Origin of the sequence: Aeromonas simiae (assembly GCF_000820125.1) — a bacterium.
GTDB classification, from domain to species: Bacteria; Pseudomonadota; Gammaproteobacteria; order Enterobacterales; family Aeromonadaceae; genus Aeromonas; species Aeromonas simiae.
Map to the genome: position 1 here is coordinate 1,965 of NZ_CDBY01000079.1, position 17,087 is coordinate 19,051.

General features: G+C 57.5%; 15 protein-coding genes. All 15 read right to left on the reverse strand.

The features are described from left to right. On the reverse strand, positions 1 to 254 hold a 254-nt coding region (locus BN1134_RS18965), incomplete at its 3' end, for a GTP-binding protein (RefSeq protein WP_232300670.1). 54 nt (positions 255 to 308) lie between these two features. Then, entirely contained in the window at positions 309 to 2,414 is a 2,106-nt protein-coding gene (gene fusA / locus BN1134_RS16270) for an elongation factor G (protein WP_042048502.1), read from the reverse strand. A gap of 75 nt (positions 2,415 to 2,489) precedes the next feature. Next, entirely contained in the window at positions 2,490 to 2,960 is a 471-nt protein-coding gene (gene rpsG, locus BN1134_RS16275; RefSeq protein WP_042048503.1) for a 30S ribosomal protein S7, read from the reverse strand. 94 nt (positions 2,961 to 3,054) lie between these two features. Continuing rightward, positions 3,055 to 3,429 carry a 30S ribosomal protein S12 gene (gene rpsL / locus BN1134_RS16280; RefSeq protein WP_005360265.1) on the reverse strand — a complete coding sequence of 125 codons (375 nt, stop codon included), beginning with the start codon at positions 3,427 to 3,429 and terminating at the stop codon, positions 3,055 to 3,057. A 146-nt stretch (positions 3,430 to 3,575) separates the two neighbouring features. Then, positions 3,576 to 3,854, reverse strand: coding sequence for a sulfurtransferase complex subunit TusB (gene tusB, locus BN1134_RS16285; protein ID WP_042048504.1), 279 nt, complete (start codon positions 3,852 to 3,854; stop codon positions 3,576 to 3,578). Between the two features lie 7 nt (positions 3,855 to 3,861). After that, on the reverse strand, positions 3,862 to 4,218 hold the full coding sequence (gene tusC / locus BN1134_RS16290) for a sulfurtransferase complex subunit TusC (protein ID WP_042048505.1): 357 nt from the start codon (positions 4,216 to 4,218) through the stop codon (positions 3,862 to 3,864). 13 nt (positions 4,219 to 4,231) lie between these two features. Beyond that, positions 4,232 to 4,624, reverse strand: a complete 393-nt coding sequence (tusD, locus tag BN1134_RS16295; RefSeq protein ID WP_042048506.1) for a sulfurtransferase complex subunit TusD — start codon at positions 4,622 to 4,624, stop codon at positions 4,232 to 4,234. Between the two features lie 90 nt (positions 4,625 to 4,714). Beyond that, positions 4,715 to 5,095, reverse strand: a complete 381-nt coding sequence (locus BN1134_RS16300) for a RidA family protein (protein ID WP_042048507.1) — start codon at positions 5,093 to 5,095, stop codon at positions 4,715 to 4,717. Positions 5,096 to 5,118: 23 nt separating this feature from the next. Further along, complete coding sequence (locus BN1134_RS16305; RefSeq protein WP_042048508.1) at positions 5,119 to 5,835, reverse strand: helix-turn-helix transcriptional regulator; 717 nt, start codon at positions 5,833 to 5,835, stop codon at positions 5,119 to 5,121. A 187-nt stretch (positions 5,836 to 6,022) separates the two neighbouring features. Then, complete coding sequence (gene rpoC, locus BN1134_RS16310) at positions 6,023 to 10,327, reverse strand: DNA-directed RNA polymerase subunit beta' (protein ID WP_042048509.1); 4,305 nt, start codon at positions 10,325 to 10,327, stop codon at positions 6,023 to 6,025. 80 nt (positions 10,328 to 10,407) lie between these two features. Further along, positions 10,408 to 14,436 carry a DNA-directed RNA polymerase subunit beta gene (rpoB, locus tag BN1134_RS16315; RefSeq protein WP_084214848.1) on the reverse strand — a complete coding sequence of 1,343 codons (4,029 nt, stop codon included), beginning with the start codon at positions 14,434 to 14,436 and terminating at the stop codon, positions 10,408 to 10,410. A gap of 220 nt (positions 14,437 to 14,656) precedes the next feature. Then, positions 14,657 to 15,025, reverse strand: a complete 369-nt coding sequence (rplL, locus tag BN1134_RS16320; protein ID WP_042048511.1) for a 50S ribosomal protein L7/L12 — start codon at positions 15,023 to 15,025, stop codon at positions 14,657 to 14,659. Between the two features lie 51 nt (positions 15,026 to 15,076). After that, the gene (gene rplJ / locus BN1134_RS16325; RefSeq protein WP_042048512.1) at positions 15,077 to 15,574 is read right to left on the reverse strand and encodes a 50S ribosomal protein L10; all 498 of its coding nucleotides are present in this window, start codon (positions 15,572 to 15,574) and stop codon (positions 15,077 to 15,079) included. Between the two features lie 246 nt (positions 15,575 to 15,820). Beyond that, on the reverse strand, positions 15,821 to 16,522 hold the full coding sequence (gene rplA / locus BN1134_RS16330; RefSeq protein ID WP_042048513.1) for a 50S ribosomal protein L1: 702 nt from the start codon (positions 16,520 to 16,522) through the stop codon (positions 15,821 to 15,823). A gap of 4 nt (positions 16,523 to 16,526) precedes the next feature. Beyond that, positions 16,527 to 16,955 (reverse strand): 50S ribosomal protein L11, encoded by a 429-nt coding sequence (gene rplK / locus BN1134_RS16335; RefSeq protein ID WP_042048514.1) that lies wholly within the window; start codon positions 16,953 to 16,955, stop codon positions 16,527 to 16,529. Positions 16,956 to 17,087: the final 132 nt, after the last annotated feature.

Genomic DNA, 17,087 nt, shown 5'->3' on the forward strand with positions numbered 1-17,087 from the left:
TGACCCGGGCAATCTACGTGAGCGTAGTGACGGGTCGGGGTGTCGTATTCTACGTGGGAGGTGTTGATGGTGATACCACGCTCACGCTCTTCCGGGGCCTTGTCGATCTGGTCGAAGGCGAAGGCCTTACCACCGTAGTGCTTGGCCAGCACGTTGGTGATGGCGGCGGTCAGGGTGGTCTTACCGTGGTCAACGTGGCCGATGGTACCCACGTTTACGTGAGGCTTGGAACGCTCAAATTTTTCTTTAGACACGACGTAGTCCTTCTAGGTTAAACCCGCCTGCCGTCGCAGGCGGGGATTCTGAAATTACTTGGATTTGCGCTCGTCAATCACTGCCTGGGCAATGTTGTTCGGAGCTTCAGAGTACTTGCCGAACTCCATGGAGTAGGAGGCACGACCCTGGGTAGCGGAACGCAGGTCGGTAGCGTAGCCGAACATCTCAGCCAACGGAACCATGGCGCGTACGATCTTGCCGGACGGGCCATCTTCCATGCCTTCGATGATGCCACGACGACGGTTCAGGTCACCGATCACGTCACCCATGTAGTCTTCCGGGGTCTCAACTTCGACCTTCATCACCGGCTCGAGCAGAACAGGGCTGGCCTTCATGAAGCCGTCCTTGAACGCCATAGAAGCAGCGATCTTAAACGCCAGTTCGGAAGAGTCCACATCGTGGTAAGAACCGAAGTGCAGACGAACACCCAGGTCTACTACCGGATAGCCGGCCAGCGGACCAGTCTTCAGCTGCTCTTGGATACCCTTGTCGACGCCCGGGATGAATTCACCCGGAATCACGCCACCCTTGATGTCGTTAACGAACTCGTAGCCCTTGCCTTCTTCCAGCGGGTACATGTCGATAACCACGTGACCGTACTGACCACGACCACCAGATTGCTTGGCGTGCTTACCAGTGATGTCCACCGCCTTGCTGCGGATGGTTTCACGATAGGCAACCTGCGGCTTACCTACGTTGGCTTCAACCTTGAACTCGCGACGCATACGGTCAACGATGATGTCCAGGTGCAGCTCGCCCATACCGGCGATGATGGTCTGACCGGATTCTTCGTCGGTCCATACACGGAAGGACGGGTCTTCCTGAGCCAGACGGCCCAGTGCCAGGCCCATCTTCTCTTGGTCAGCCTTGGTTTTCGGCTCAACCGCGATGGAGATTACCGGCTCCGGGAATTCCATACGCTCGAGGATGATCGGGGCCTTCTCGTCACACAGGGTGTCACCAGTGGTAACGTCCTTCAGACCGATGGCAGCCGCGATGTCACCCGCGCGTACTTCCTTGATCTCTTCACGCTTGTTGGCGTGCATCTGTACGATACGGCCAAAACGCTCGCGCTTGTCCTTAACGGAGTTCAGCACGGAGTCACCGGAGTTAACCACACCGGAGTAGACGCGGAAGAAGGTCAGGTTGCCCACGAACGGGTCGGTGGCAATCTTGAACGCCAGAGCAGAGAACGGCTCGTCATCGGAAGCGTGACGCTCGTCTTTGGTCTCACCGTCCATCTTCAGGCCATCGATGGCCGGAACGTCGGTCGGGGCCGGCAGATAGTCGATCACGGCATCCAGCATGGCCTGTACGCCCTTGTTCTTGAACGCGGAGCCACAGGTAACCAGGATGATTTCGTTGTTCAGCACGCGCTGGCGCAGAGCACCCTTGATCTCTTCCTCGGTCAGGTCTTCACCGCCCAGGTACTTCTCCATCAGCTCTTCGGAGGCTTCAGCAGCAGCTTCGATCAGGTTCTGACGCAGCTCAAGTGCTTTGGCTTCCAGCTCAGCAGGAACGTCTTCATAGGTGAAGCTCACGCCTTGGTCGGCTTCGTTCCAGTTGATGGCCTTCATCTTGACCAGGTCGATGACGCCCTTAAAGTTCTCTTCTGCACCGATGTTCAGTTGCAGCGGAACCGGAACGCCCTTCAGACGGGTCTTGATCTGCTCAACGCAGCGCAGGAAGTTAGCACCGGTACGGTCCATCTTGTTGACGAACGCGATACGGGGAACTTTGTACTTGTTAGCCTGACGCCATACGGTCTCAGACTGGGGCTGAACACCACCTACGGCACAGTAAACCATCACGGCACCGTCCAGAACACGCATGGAACGCTCTACCTCGATGGTAAAGTCCACGTGACCCGGGGTATCGATGATGTTGATGCGGTGCGGCTGGAACTGCTTGCCCATGCCGGACCAGAAAGCGGTGGTCGCAGCGGAAGTAATGGTGATACCACGCTCCTGCTCCTGCGCCATCCAGTCCATGGTGGCAGTCCCTTCATGGGTCTCACCGATCTTATGGTTTACACCGGTATAAAACAGAACACGCTCGGTGGTAGTGGTCTTACCTGCGTCGATGTGAGCGGAGATACCGATGTTACGGTAACGCTCAATGGGGGTTGTACGAGCCATTGTCATCCTCTTACTAAGGAATAGTCCTTAGGTCTGCAAAAGATGCGCAGAGCCCATAGGCCCTGCGCAGGCGGATTACCAGCGGAAGTGAGCGAAAGCCTTGTTCGCTTCAGCCATGCGGTGCACGTCTTCACGCTTCTTGACGGAGGCGCCTTTGTTTTCGGCTGCATCCAGCAGTTCACCTGCCAGGCGCTGAGCCATAGATTTTTCACCACGTTTACGAGCGGCCTCAACCAGCCAGCGCATTGCCAGGGCATTGCGACGTACCGGACGCACTTCTACCGGCACCTGATAGGTTGCACCGCCGACACGACGAGACTTAACTTCGACGGCCGGACGGATGTTGTCCAGAGCCTCTTCGAATACGGCCAGGTGCTCTTTGCCAGTCTTAGTGGCAATGATATCCAGGGCACCGTATACGATGGCTTCGGAAACAGATTTCTTACCGTCAACCATTACTACGTTGACGAACTTGGCCAGCAGCTCAGATCCGAACTTGGGATCCGGCAGGATTTTACGCTGACCAACAACACGACGTCTTGGCATTTCAAATTCTCCGTGAACTTCAGGGGTTACCCAAAACTAGAAAGTTTTTAACTAGATAACGTATTAACGTTTGGCCTTACTTAACGGAGAACCATTAAGCTTTCGGGCGCTTCACACCGTACTTGGAACGAGCTTGCTTACGATCCTTAACGCCAGCGCAGTCGAGGGCGCCGCGAACGGTGTGATAACGCACACCCGGCAGGTCCTTAACACGACCGCCACGGATCAGCACAACGCTGTGCTCTTGCAGGTTGTGACCTTCACCACCGATATAGGAGGTGACTTCGAAACCGTTGGTCAGACGCACACGGCAAACTTTACGCAGAGCGGAGTTCGGCTTCTTCGGGGTGGTGGTGTATACACGGGTGCACACGCCACGCTTCTGAGGGCAGGCTTCGAGTGCCGGAACGTTGCTCTTGTACACGTTCTTGACACGCGGCTTGCGCACCAGCTGGTTGATAGTTGCCATCAAAAGGCTCCTGATAATGACTTCATAAACATGTGAAAAATCCTCCCCGCATACACGGGGACGCGAAATTCTAGGTCTACATGGGACGTGAGTCAAGATTTATACAATTCTTGCCCGGCAAATGATCGGGTAGCGCTCTTTTCGGATCACTCGGGCCAGCTGTGGGGCGAGCCGAGGCGGGCCACCAGATCAACCAAGCCGGTCATCGTGATCAGGGTACCGACCTTCGCCTCAAGGCCACGCGCCTTGAGATCCTCCTCCAGCACATACAGCGCCACCCCCTGCAAGCGAGAGGCATGTTGTGGCGCACTCGCCGCAATCACCCCATCTTGCAGCAACACCAGCGCATCATCGGCAGAGCGATAAGCCAGGTACTGTTCCAGTGCCGAAGAGGTGAAAGGAGAGCTCATGACCAAATGCAGCATGGAAGCCTCAGAATGTGATGTGGGTCGGGAAGCGTTGCCAGCAGACAACCAGCTCACTGCGGGACAACAGAGTAACCGGAATGAGTAGATCATCCCGCGTCAAGCCACGCTCGGCCAGGGAGTCGGCGCACACATAGACTTGCTCGATGTCATAGAGTTCGAGCATGCGGAACGTGGGGGCATAGTGGCGCTGCCCTACCCCCTCAGGTTGCTGACCGGCCAGCAATTGATACACACCGTCACCGATAAAGAAGAGGGCGAGATCCTCGGTCAGTGCAGAGGTCGCCAATACTGCGTCGAGGGCTTCGCGACCATAAGCGCTACCGTGCGGAGCATGGCGGGTGATGAAGGCAATCGGGTTCATGAAGGACTCCAGCTCAAAATTGCACGAAGCGATCGGCCTCGAGGGCCGCCTCAGCCAACTGACCCAAGCCACTCATCACAAACGGTGCAGCCAGGTTATGCTGCGCCTTGCCTTGAGCCTGCGCCTCGCCCGCATCGATGACCCCGCGCCGCATCGCGGCCGCGACACAGACATCAAGGCACAGCCCTTCTCCTTCGGCCAACTCACGCCAGCGCTGAACCAAGTCCACTTCATCGCTAGCCGGGGCATGGAGAAAATTGGCATTGGCCACACCATCCCCATAGAAGAACAGATGGCTGATGCGATGCCCCTGCTCCAGCACCTGGCGAGCGAAGCGGTAGGCGCTATGGGCTCGTTCGATGCCATAAGGGGGGGCCGTGACCAGGATGGCAAATGTCAGGCTCATGGATCCACTCTCTTTGCTGCAAACGCCCATTCTAGGGAGATGCAGGATAACAAAAAAGCCCCAGAGGGGCTTTCATGCACAGGGTATTGCTCAGACGTGGGCGATGGCTTCGACTTCCACCTTCACATCTTTCGGCAACCGAGCGACTTCGACGCAAGAGCGGGCCGGAGCGGATTCACCGAAGTACTTGGCATAGACCTGGTTGAACGCGACGAAGTCATTCATATCACTCAGGAAGCAGGTGGTCTTGAGCACCTTGTCGGCCCCCGAGCCCGCCTCTTCCAGCACGGCCAGCAGATTCTTCATCACCTGCTCAGCCTGCACCTCGATCCCCCCGTTGACGATCTCCATGGTCGCCGGGTCGAGCGGGATCTGGCCTGAGGTGAAGATCAGGTCGCCCAGCCGGGTACCCTGAACATAGGGGCCGATGGCGGCCGGCGCCTTGTCGGTTGCAATGATCTGTTTTGCCATTAAGTTATCCCCCTGTTTGGCAATTATTCGCTCTCCTCTTCACCCTGCTTGCGCTGCCGGATGTAGAGATAGACGGTGTGTTTGGAAATATTCAGCTTGTCCGCCACCAAGTTGATGGAATCCTTGATATCGAAGATCCCCTTCTCGAACAACTGAGTCACGATGAAACGATTCTTGGCGTTATTGGCCACCGTCGGGTCCCGGTTGATCTCGTCGATGGTGTTGTCCACCGTCTGAGCAACCAGCTCTTCGACACTATTGGCAAACGTCTCGGGTGTATGCCGTTCCACCTGTTGCGGGGTCGGGAAAAACTCGGCCACAAACTCGTGAAACGGCGCATTGATGTGTAAGTTGATGCAAATAAGGCCGATGACCCGCTGCTCCTTGTTACGGATAGCGATGGTGGTCGACTTCATCAGGGCACCGGTACGACTGCGGGTAAAGTAGCTCTGGGTATAATCCAGCCCGGTCGTTTCGATGTCCTTAAGCATGCGCAGTGCCAGATCGGTGATCGGCGCCCCTTCGGTGCGCCCGGTGTTGAACCCGTTGGCAATCTTGATGACTGATTCGTGCAGGTTTTCCAGGGAATGGAGCACCACTTCGCAGTGTTTGCCGAACAACTCGGCCATGCCCAATACCACCCCTTCATAGGAGCGCAACAATTCCCTGTCTTCTGCGGTAAATGCGCATCCAATTGCTGCCTCTTCAGGCAACAGCGCTTCCTCTATACCGACCGTCATGGTCCCCCCTGTAAAACCACATAACTTTGTCGAGTTTTCAGAGCCGGCCAAGGCTTGTCAACTTTTTTTGATTTTTTGCTTCATAAGCTTGAGTCAGATCATCCTGATCCGGGCCGACCTGACACACTACGCCAGTCGGCAGGATAAAAAAAGGGCTCCCGCAGGAGCCCTTTCTATCAGCAGCAGCTTACTCTTCGTCGAAGCTACCGGCTGCGTTCAGCAGATCCGCCAGGTTCTGCTGCGCCTCGTCGGCGGTCACCTGCGGCACACCCACGTCACGCGCTGCGGCAGCGCGCTTGGTGATGCGGCCCTGGTGGTACGCAAAACCGGTACCGGCCGGGATCAGACGACCCACGATCACGTTCTCCTTCAGACCGCGCAGTTCATCGCGCTTGCCACCAACGGCGGCTTCGGTCAGTACGCGGGTAGTCTCCTGGAAGGAGGCCGCGGAGATGAAGGATTCGGTGCTCAGAGAAGCCTTGGTGATCCCCATCAGCACGTGACGGAACGTCGCCGGCGTCTTACCTTCGGCAACCAGTCGACGGTTGGCGATGTTGACGCGGGCAATTTCCACCTGCTCGCCATCGATGAACTCGGAATCACCGGAGTTCATGATCTCACCCTTACGCAGCATCTGACGTACGATGACTTCGATGTGCTTGTCGTTGATCTTAACGCCCTGCAGACGGTAAACGTCCTGCACTTCGTTAACGATGTAGTTGGCGACCGGGCTGATACCACGCAGACGCAGGATATCGTGTGCAGATTCCGGACCGTCGGCCAGCACTTCACCCTTGGTGACCTTTTCACCTTCGAAGACGTTCAGGTTACGCCACTTCGGAATCATCTCCTCGTAGGCGTCGCCGCCCTCGGTCGGAGTGATCACCAGACGACGCTTGCCCTTGGTCTCCTTACCGAAGGAGATGGTACCGGAGATCTCGGCCAGGATGGCCGGCTCTTTCGGTTGACGCGCTTCGAACAGATCCGCAACGCGCGGCAGACCACCGGTGATGTCCTTGGTACCGCCGGATTCCTGCGGGATACGCGCAACCGCGTCACCCACGTTCACGTTGGCACCATCTTCCAGGTTGACGATCGCCTTGCCCGGCAGGAAGTACTGGGCGGCGACATCGGTACCCGGGATCATCACGTCGTTGCCGGCTGCATCGAGCAGCTTCACGGTCGGACGCATCTCCTTACCGGCGCTCGGACGCTCGTTGACGTCCAGCACGACGATGGAGGAGAGACCGGTCAGCTCGTCGGTCTGACGAGTGATGGTCACGCCATCGATCATGTGTTCGAAGTGGATACGACCGGCCACTTCGGTGATGATCGGGTGGGTGTGCGGGTCCCAGTTAGCAACGGTCTCGCCTGCGTTCACAGCCTGGCCGTCCTTCACTTCCAACACGGCACCGTAGGGCAGCTTGTGGCTTTCCTTGGTACGGCCCATGTCGTCCATGATGGTCAGTTCGGTAGAACGGGAGGTGATAACCAGCTTGTCGTCGCTGTTGTGAACGAACTTGGCGTTCTGCAGCTTGATGGTACCGGTGTTCTTCACCTGGATGCTGCTCTCGGCCGCGGCACGGGATGCAGCACCACCGATGTGGAACGTACGCATGGTCAGCTGGGTACCCGGCTCACCGATGGACTGGGCGGCGATAACACCGACCGCTTCACCACCGTTCACCAGGTGGCCACGGGCCAGATCTCGGCCGTAGCAGTGGGCGCAGATACCGAAGTCAGTCTCACAGGTGATGGCAGAACGTACCTTCACACGGTCGACGGAGTTGCGCTCCAGCAGGTCACACAGATGCTCGTCGAGCAGGGTGTTGCGAGCCACCAGGATCTCGTCCTCGGTACCCGGCTTGATGACGTCTTCCGCCACCACACGACCCAGCACGCGCTCACGCAGCGGCTCGACCACGTCACCACCTTCGATCAGCGGAGCCATCCACAGACCTTCAACGGTGCCACAGTCGCTCTCGGTCACCACCATGTCCTGCGCCACGTCAACCAGACGACGGGTCAGGTAACCGGAGTTCGCGGTCTTCAGCGCGGTATCCGCCAGACCCTTACGAGCACCGTGAGTGGAGATGAAGTACTGCAGTACGTTCAGACCTTCACGGAAGTTCGCCACGATCGGGGTTTCGATGATGGAGCCGTCCGGCTTCGCCATCAGGCCACGCATACCGGCCAGCTGACGGATCTGGGCAGCAGAACCCCGTGCACCGGAGTCAGCCATCATAAAGATGCTGTTGAAAGAGGCTTGCTCTTCCTCTTCGCCCAGGGAGTTGACGGCGCGCTCCTTGGACAGGTTCTCCATCATGGCCTTGGAGACACGCTCGTTGGCGCTGGCCCAGATGTCGATAACCTTGTTGTAGCGTTCGCCCGCGGTCACCAGACCGGACAGGAACTGATCCTGGATCTCGGCGACTTCGGCTTCGGCGGCGGCGATGATGTCCTTCTTGGCATCCGGGATCAGCATGTCGTCGATGCCTACGGAGGCACCGGACAGGGCTGCATAGTGGAAACCGGTGTACATCAGCTGGTCAGCGAAGATGACGGTGTCCTTCAGGCCCTGCTTGCGATAGCAGGTGTTCAGCAGACGGGAGATCTGCTTCTTGCCCATGGCCTGGTTGGAGACGTACTTGATCCAGTTCTGCGGGTTGGCAGCCAGATCGGCCTTAGCGGCCTCGGTCAGCACCATCGGCGGATCGATCAGCGCGTACTCCATGCCCTTCGGCAGGATCAGGCTCAGGATGGCACGACCGACCGTGGTGTTCTTCATCTCGGTCTTGGCAACCAGCTCACCGGCTTCGTTCTTCACGTACTCGGTGATGCGAACCTTGACGCGAGCGTGCAGGTCGGCCAGACCGGCGCGGTACACCTTCTCGGCTTCCTTCGGGCTAGACAGCACCATGCCTTCGCCCTTGGCGGCGATGCGGGCACGGGTCATGTAGTACAGACCCAAGACCACGTCCTGGGACGGCACGATGATCGGCTCACCGGAGGCGGGCGACAGGATGTTGTTGGTGGACATCATCAGGGCGCGCGCTTCGAGCTGGGCTTCCAGGGTCAGCGGAACGTGTACCGCCATCTGGTCACCATCGAAGTCCGCGTTAAACGCGGCACACACCAGCGGGTGCAGCTGGATGGCCTTGCCTTCGACCAGGGTCGGTTCGAACGCCTGGATACCCAGACGGTGCAGGGTCGGCGCACGGTTCAGCATGACCGGGTGCTCGCGGATCACTTCGTCCAGGATGTCCCAAACGACCGCTTCCTCGCGCTCCACCATCTTCTTGGCAGCCTTGATGGTAGTCGCCAGACCACGGGTTTCCAGCTTGCCATAGATGAAGGGCTTGAACAGCTCGAGGGCCATCTTCTTGGGCAGACCGCACTGATGCAGGCGTAGGGTCGGACCTACGGTGATAACGGAACGACCGGAGTAGTCGACGCGCTTACCGAGCAGGTTCTGACGGAAACGACCTTGCTTACCCTTGATCATGTCAGCCAGGGACTTCAGCGGGCGCTTGTTGGAGCCAGTGATGGCGCGGCCACGACGACCGTTATCCAGCAGCGCATCTACAGATTCCTGCAGCATACGCTTTTCGTTGCGCACGATGATGTCCGGGGCAGCCAGGTCGAGCAGGCGCTTCAGACGGTTGTTACGGTTGATCACGCGGCGGTACAGATCGTTCAGATCGGAGGTCGCGAAACGACCACCGTCGAGCGGCACCAGCGGGCGCAGATCCGGCGGCAGCACCGGCAGCACGGTCATGATCATCCACTCCGGCTTGTTGCCGGATTGCAGGAAGGCTTCCATCAGCTTCAGACGCTTGGTGGTCTTCTTGCGCTTGGTCTCGGAGTTGGTCTGATCCAGCTCTTCGCGCATGGTACGCACTTCGCCTTCCAGATCGATGCCGCGCAGCAGCTCGAGGATGGCTTCGGCACCCATCTTGGCGTCGAACTCATCACCCCACTCTTCCAGCTTGTCCAGGTACTGCTCTTCGGTCAGCATCTGGCTGCGCTCGAGATCGGTCATGCCCGCTTCGATCACCACATAGGATTCGAAGTAGAGCACGCGCTCGATGTCACGCAGGGTCATGTCCAGCAGCAGACCGATACGGGACGGCAGCGACTTCAGGAACCAGATGTGAGCGGTCGGGCTGGCCAGCTCGATGTGGCCCATGCGCTCGCGGCGCACCTTGGTCTGGGTCACTTCGACGCCGCACTTCTCGCAGATCACGCCACGGTGCTTGAGGCGCTTGTACTTGCCGCACAGACACTCGTAGTCCTTCACCGGTCCGAAGATACGGGCACAGAACAGACCATCACGCTCCGGTTTGAAGGTGCGGTAGTTGATGGTCTCAGGCTTCTTGACCTCACCGAACGACCACGAACGGATCATGTCGGGAGAGGCCAGACCGATCTTGATGCTATCAAACTCTTCGGTCTTGGTCTGAGCCTTCAAAAACTTGAGTAAGTCTTTCACGTGTTTCCCCTGTCAGGAGTCTAACCTCGGCGCCCCTTGCGGGGCGCCCACGTCAATTTGTGAACAATAAGAGCTTGCTCTTACTCTTCTTCCAGCTCGATGTTGATACCCAGGGAGCGGATTTCCTTCAGCAACACGTTGAAGGACTCGGGCATGCCCGGCTCCATGCGGTGGTCGCCATCCACGATGTTCTTGTACATCTTGGTACGGCCGTTCACATCGTCGGACTTGACGGTCAGCATCTCCTGCAGGGTATATGCCGCACCGTAAGCCTCCAGGGCCCACACTTCCATCTCACCGAAACGCTGACCACCGAACTGCGCCTTACCACCCAGCGGCTGCTGGGTAACCAGGCTGTAGGAACCGGTAGAACGCGCGTGCATCTTGTCGTCTACCAAGTGGTTCAGCTTCAGCATGTACATGTAGCCAACGGTAACCTTGCGCTCGAACGGCTTGCCGGTGCGACCGTCGATCAGGGTGATCTGACCGGATTCCGGCAGATCGGCCAGCTTCAGCAGCGCCTTGATTTCACGCTCCTTGGCACCGTCGAACACCGGAGTGGCGACCGGCAGACCCTTACGCAGGTTCTCAACCAGAATACGAACTTCATGGTCGGAGAGCTCGGCGATGTCGACCTGCTGGCTGTCCTTCTCGCCCAGGTCATAGACCTGTTGCAGGAAGTTGCGCATCTCGTGCAGTTCGCGCTGCTCCTTGACCATGCGATCGATCTTCTCGCCGATCCCCTTGGCCGCCAGGCCCAGGTGAACTTCGAGGATCTGACCGATGTTCATACGGGAAGGTACGCCCAGTGGGTTCAGTACGATGTCGACCGGACGGCCGAACTCGTCATGCGGCATGTCTTCGACCGGGTTGATCTTGGAGACCACACCCTTGTTACCGTGACGGCCCGCCATCTTGTCACCCGGCTGGATGCGACGCTTAACGGCCAGATAGACCTTAACGATCTTCAGCACGCCCGGCGCCAGGTCATCGCCCTGGATGATCTTGCGACGCTTGTTCTCAAACTTCTTGTCGAAGTCAGCCTTCAGCTCGACGTGCTGTTCGGCGATCTGCTCCAGCTCGGTCTGCTTGCCTTCGTCTTCGATGGCCAGCTCGAACCACTTGGTGCGATCCAGCTTGGAGAGCTTGTCTTCGCTGTAACCGGCAGAGGTCAGCAGGTTGCGGGCACGACCGAAGATACCGTTCTCGAGGATCTTGAACTCCTCGGTCAGGTCCTTCTTGGCCTGCTTGAGCTGCATCTCTTCGATTTCCTTGGCACGCTTGTCCTTCTCCACGCCATCGCGGGTAAAGACTTGCACGTCGACCACGGTACCGTAGACGCCGTTCGGCACGCGCAGGGAGGAGTCCTTCACATCGGAGGCCTTCTCACCAAAGATGGCGCGCAGCAGCTTCTCTTCCGGGGTCAGTTGGGTTTCGCCCTTCGGGGTCACCTTACCAACCAGGATATCGCCACCCTTCACCTCGGCACCGACGTAGACGATACCGGACTCGTCCAGCTTGGACAGCGCGGCCTCACCCACGTTCGGGATGTCAGCGGTGATCTCTTCCGGGCCCAGCTTGGTATCACGGGAGATACAGGCCAGTTCCTGGATGTGGATGGTGGTCAGACGGTCTTCCTGAACGATTCGCTCGTTAAGCAGGATGGAGTCTTCGAAGTTGTAACCGTTCCACGGCATGAACGCGACGCGCAGGTTTTGGCCCAGCGCCAGTTCGCCCAGGTCGGTAGACGGGCCGTCAGCCAGCACGTCGCCCGCCATCACCGGCTCACCCAGCATCACGCAGGGGCGCTGGTTGATACAGGTGTTCTGGTTGGAACGGGTGTACTTGGTCAGGTTGTAGATGTCGATACCGGCTTCGCCAGGCATCAGCTCATCTTCGTTCACCTTGATCACGATGCGGGAGGAGTCGACCTGGTCAACCATACCGCCACGCTTGGCAACGACGGTCACACCGGAGTCAACGGCCACCGCACGCTCCATACCGGTACCAACCAGCGGCTTGTCGGAGCGCAGGGTCGGCACGGCCTGACGTTGCATGTTCGAACCCATCAGTGCGCGGTTCGCGTCATCGTGCTCAAGGAACGGGATCAGGGCCGCTGCAACGGAAACGATCTGTTGCGGGCTCACATCCATGTACTGGATCTGATCGGCGTTCATGAAGGTGGATTCACCCTTATGACGGCAGGGGATCAGCTCGTCCTTCAGGCGGCCGTCTTCGGTGGTCGCAGCGTTAGCCTGTGCGATCACATACTTGCCTTCCTCGATAGCGGAGAGGTATTCAACCTCATCGGTGATCACACCGTCGTTCACCTTGCGGTACGGGGTCTCGAGGAAGCCGTACTCGTTGGTACGGGAGTAGACGGACAGCGAGTTGATCAGACCGATGTTCGGACCTTCAGGCGTCTCGATCGGGCACAGACGACCGTAGTGGGTCGGGTGTACGTCTCGAACTTCAAAGCCGGCACGCTCACGGGTCAGACCGCCCGGGCCCAGCGCAGAGATACGGCGCTTGTGGGTCACTTCGGACAGCGGGTTGTTCTGGTCCATAAACTGGGACAGCTGGCTGGAACCAAAGAACTCCTTGACCGCGGCAGAGATCGGCTTGGCGTTGATCAGATCCTGCGGCATCAACGCGTCCAGGTCGCCCAGAGACAGGCGCTCCTTGACGGCACGCTCAACACGGACCAGACCGACGCGGAACTGGTTTTCGGCCATTTCACCGACGGAACGGATACGACGGTTACCGAGGTGGTCGATATCGTCCACTTCGTCGTTACCGTTACGGATGTCGATGAGGCGCTGCATGACCTCGACGATGTCGTCCTTGGTCAGCACACCGACGCCAGTCTCGTCTTCACGACCCAGACGACGGTTGAACTTCATGCGACCCACGGTGGACAGGTCATAACGCTCGGAAGCGAAGAACAGGTTCTCGAACAGCTGCTCGGCGGCTTCACGAGTGGGCGGCTCGCCCGGACGCATCATGCGGTAGATTTCTACCAGGGCTTCCAGACGGTTGGTGCTGGAGTCGATGCGCAGGGTCTCGGACATATAAGCACCGTGATCCAGTTCGTTGGTGAACAGGACCTCGAAATGCTTGAAGCCGGCTTGGGACAGGTTGGCGATCGCCTCCAGGCTCAATTCCTGGTTGGCGGTCACGACCAGCTCGCTGGTCTGCGGGTTCAGGTAATCCTTGGCGGAAACCTTGCCCACAACATACTCAACCGGTACCTCGATCTGGGTGATGGCGTCTTTTTCCAGCTGGCGGATGTGACGGGCGGTGATACGACGACCCTTCTCAACGACCACATTGCCATTGGCAACGATATCGAAGGTAGCGGTCTCGCCACGCAGGCGCTCCGGCACCAGATCCATCATCAGCTTGCCATCCTTGATCTCGAAACGGATGGTGTCGAAGAAGGTGGCCAGGATCTCTTCGGTGGTGAAGTCCAGCGCACGCAGGATGATGGAAGCCGGCAGCTTACGGCGACGGTCGATACGGACAAACAGGTTGTCCTTGGCATCGAACTCGAAATCCAGCCAGGAACCACGGTAGGGAATAACGCGAGCGTTATACAGCACCTTACCGGAGGAGTGGGTCTTGCCCTTGTCGTGATCGAAGAAGACACCCGGGCTGCGGTGCAGCTGGGAGACGATCACACGCTCGGTACCGTTGATGACAAAGGTACCGTTGTCGGTCATGAGCGGAATTTCGCCCATGTACACTTCTTGTTCTTTGATGTCTTTGACGGTGCCGGCTGCCGCTTCACGGTCATAGAGGACCATGCGAAGTTTTACGCGCAGCGGCGCGGAGTAGGTCACTCCACGGATTTGGCATTCTTTTACATCAAATACCGGCTCACCCAGGCGATAGCTGACATATTGAAGCTCAGCACTACCGGAGTAACTGGTGATCGGGAAAACGCTACGGAAGGCAGCCTCAAGGCCGTACGCACCTTCCGGGTCAGCCTCGATGAACTGCTTGAAGGAGTCCAGCTGAATGGACAACAGATAAGGCGTGTCCAGTACCTGGTCTCGCTTACCGAAGTCCTTACGAATGCGTTTTTTTTCGGTATAAGAGTAAACCATAGGGTTCCTCAGCTCGCTGATAAGTGACCCACTCTGCCCAATAGGGCAGCTCTGTCTCAACACCGTTTTTGTAGACCGGACAACAGGGTCGTCCAGGGCTGCGATTCTGAGAGACGAAAACGGTGTGAAATGCTCTCAGTCTACAGCGCAAAAGGGCCGGTGAATAAAAATTCACCAGCCCTAGCCCGAAATGAATCAGGCTAATCTACATAAATGCAGATTATTTGATCTCAACGGAGGCACCGGCAGCTTCCAGCTCTTTCTTCAGAGCTTCAGCTTCGTCCTTGGAGATGCCTTCCTTCAGGTTAGCCGGAGCGGATTCAACCAGATCCTTAGCTTCCTTCAGGCCCAGACCGGTAGCAGCGCGTACAGCCTTGATGACGGCAACCTTGTTGGCACCGGCGTTGGTCAGTACTACGTCGAACTCGGTCTTCTCTTCAGCAGCGTCAGCGGCAGCAGCCGGGCCAGCCATAACGGCAGCAGCGGCGGAAACACCGAACTTCTCTTCCATGGCGGAGATCAGCTCAACTACGTCCATTACGGACATGGAAGCAACGGCTTCGATGATTTGGTCTTTAGTGATAGACATGACAAAAATTCCTGATGTTGAATTAACTTAAACTGCCTATAGAGGCGAGAATCAAGCAGCTTCTTTCTGATCGCGGACAGCAGCGATGGTACGAACCAGCTTGCCAGCGGCGGCTTCCTTCATGGTAGCCATCAGCTTTGCAATTGCTTCTTCGTAAGTCGGCAGCGTGGCCAGACGATCGATTTGTGCAGCGGCGATAAACTCACCGTTAAAAGCGCCAGCCTTGATCTCGAACTTTTGGTTCGCCTTGGCAAACTCCTTGAACAGACGAGCAGCAGCGCCCGGGTGTTCGTTGGAGAATGCGATCAGGGTCGGACCGCTGAAAGCGTCGTTGAGGCACGCGAATTCGGTACCTTCAACAGCGCGACGCAGCAGGGTGTTACGCACAACGCGCATATACACACCGGCTTCACGAGCGCTCTTACGCAGGGCGGTCATCTTGTCTACAGTAACGCCGCGAGAATCGGCAACCACTGCGGACAGGGCGCCTTTGGCAGCTTCGTTGACTTCAGCAACAATCTGCTTTTTGTCTTCGAGTCCCAATGCCATTGGCTTAACTCCTGGATTGAACCTGGGCCACCGTGACCCAGAAATAAAACACCCCTTACGGGGAACGATATCGGTGGCAGGATTCCAGAAGAGACAGAATTCTATCTCGCTGGGTTTCCGGCACCGTCTACGCAGGGAAATTAAGGTTTTTCAACCACCTGCGGTCTTGGACGGAGGTCGAAGCCCCCAACCAAACTCAAGGCGCAAAATTGTAGTTCAAATTTTGCGCCTTGTAAATCAGATCAATTAGGCTTGGGTGCTCAGGGAGGCCTGGTCAACCGCGACGCCAGCACCCATGGTGGTGGAGACGCTTACCTTCTTGATGTACTGACCCTTGGCGGAAGACGGCTTGGCCTTTTTCAGGGCAACCAGCAGCGCTTCCAGGTTTTCTTTCAGCTGTTCTTCAGTGAAGGAAACCTTACCCAGGGTAGTGTGGATGATACCGTTCTTGTCGTTACGATAACGAACCTGACCAGCCTTGGCGTTCTTGACGGCCTCAGCAACGTTCGGGGTTACAGTACCAACCTTCGGGTTCGGCATCAGACCACGCGGGCCCAGGATTTGACCCAGTTGACCAACAACGCGCATGGCATCCGGAGAGGCGATGACGACGTCGAAGTTCATTTCACCCTTCTTGACCTGGTCAGCCAGATCATCCATGCCCACCAGATCAGCACCGGCAGCCTTGGCGGCTTCGGCGTTGGCACCCTGGGTGAACACAGCAACGCGAACGTCACGACCGGTGCCGTGCGGCAGCACAGTGGCGCCACGAACGTTTTGGTCGGACTTACGAGCGTCGATGCCGAGGTTTACGGCGACGTCTACGCTTTCAACGAACTTGGCGGTAGCCAGTTCTTTCAGCAGAGCAACGGCTTCGCTGATACCGTACTCTTTGGTACCGTCAACCTTCTCGCGAATAACGCGCATGCGCTTGGACAGTTTAGCCATCGTCTTATTCCTCCACTACCAGGCCCATGGAACGGGCGGAACCGGCGATGCAACGAACCTTGGCAGCCAGATCGGCACCAGTCATGTCCGGCTCTTTGGTCTTGGCGATCTCTTCCAGCTGAGCAATGGTCACTTTACCGACCTTGTCTTTGTTCGGCTTGGCAGAACCAGACTTGATACCAGCCGCTTTCTTCAGCAGGAAGGCTGCGGGCGGAGTCTTGGTTTCGAAGGTGAAGGAGCGATCGCTGTAAACGGTGATCACGACCGGAGTCGGGGAACCCTTTTCCAGCTTCTCTGTACGAGCGTTGAACGCCTTACAGAATTCCATGATGTTCACACCGTGCTGACCCAGTGCCGGACCAACAGGGGGGGACGGGTTGGCTGCACCAGCAGCAACCTGCAGCTTGATATAAGCTGTGACTTTCTTAGCCATTACAAAATTACCTCAAATATGGGTTCTAACGCCTCGGAGACATGCTCCTGCAAACGGCTCCCCAACTAAAAAAGGGGCAGCGAATTATATTGATAATCGCGGCCCCTGACAACACATAATGTGCAGGATTTA

What these genes read in the sequence shown, in the direction of transcription:
- fusA (WP_042048502.1), bottom strand. Translation starts at nt 2,414, where the DNA reads ATGGCTCGTACAACCCCCATTGAGCGTTACCGTAACATCGGTATCTCC.
- rpsG (WP_042048503.1), bottom strand. Translation starts at nt 2,960, where the DNA reads ATGCCAAGACGTCGTGTTGTTGGTCAGCGTAAAATCCTGCCGGATCCC.
- rpsL (WP_005360265.1), bottom strand. Translation starts at nt 3,429, where the DNA reads ATGGCAACTATCAACCAGCTGGTGCGCAAGCCGCGTGTCAAGAACGTG.
- tusB (WP_042048504.1), bottom strand. Translation starts at nt 3,854, where the DNA reads ATGCTGCATTTGGTCATGAGCTCTCCTTTCACCTCTTCGGCACTGGAA.
- tusC (WP_042048505.1), bottom strand. Translation starts at nt 4,218, where the DNA reads ATGAACCCGATTGCCTTCATCACCCGCCATGCTCCGCACGGTAGCGCT.
- tusD (WP_042048506.1), bottom strand. Translation starts at nt 4,624, where the DNA reads ATGAGCCTGACATTTGCCATCCTGGTCACGGCCCCCCCTTATGGCATC.
- BN1134_RS16300 (WP_042048507.1), bottom strand. Translation starts at nt 5,095, where the DNA reads ATGGCAAAACAGATCATTGCAACCGACAAGGCGCCGGCCGCCATCGGC.
- BN1134_RS16305 (WP_042048508.1), bottom strand. Translation starts at nt 5,835, where the DNA reads ATGACGGTCGGTATAGAGGAAGCGCTGTTGCCTGAAGAGGCAGCAATT.
- rpoB (WP_084214848.1), bottom strand. Translation starts at nt 14,436, where the DNA reads ATGGTTTACTCTTATACCGAAAAAAAACGCATTCGTAAGGACTTCGGT.
- rplL (WP_042048511.1), bottom strand. Translation starts at nt 15,025, where the DNA reads ATGTCTATCACTAAAGACCAAATCATCGAAGCCGTTGCTTCCATGTCC.
- rplJ (WP_042048512.1), bottom strand. Translation starts at nt 15,574, where the DNA reads ATGGCATTGGGACTCGAAGACAAAAAGCAGATTGTTGCTGAAGTCAAC.
- rplA (WP_042048513.1), bottom strand. Translation starts at nt 16,522, where the DNA reads ATGGCTAAACTGTCCAAGCGCATGCGCGTTATTCGCGAGAAGGTTGAC.
- rplK (WP_042048514.1), bottom strand. Translation starts at nt 16,955, where the DNA reads ATGGCTAAGAAAGTCACAGCTTATATCAAGCTGCAGGTTGCTGCTGGT.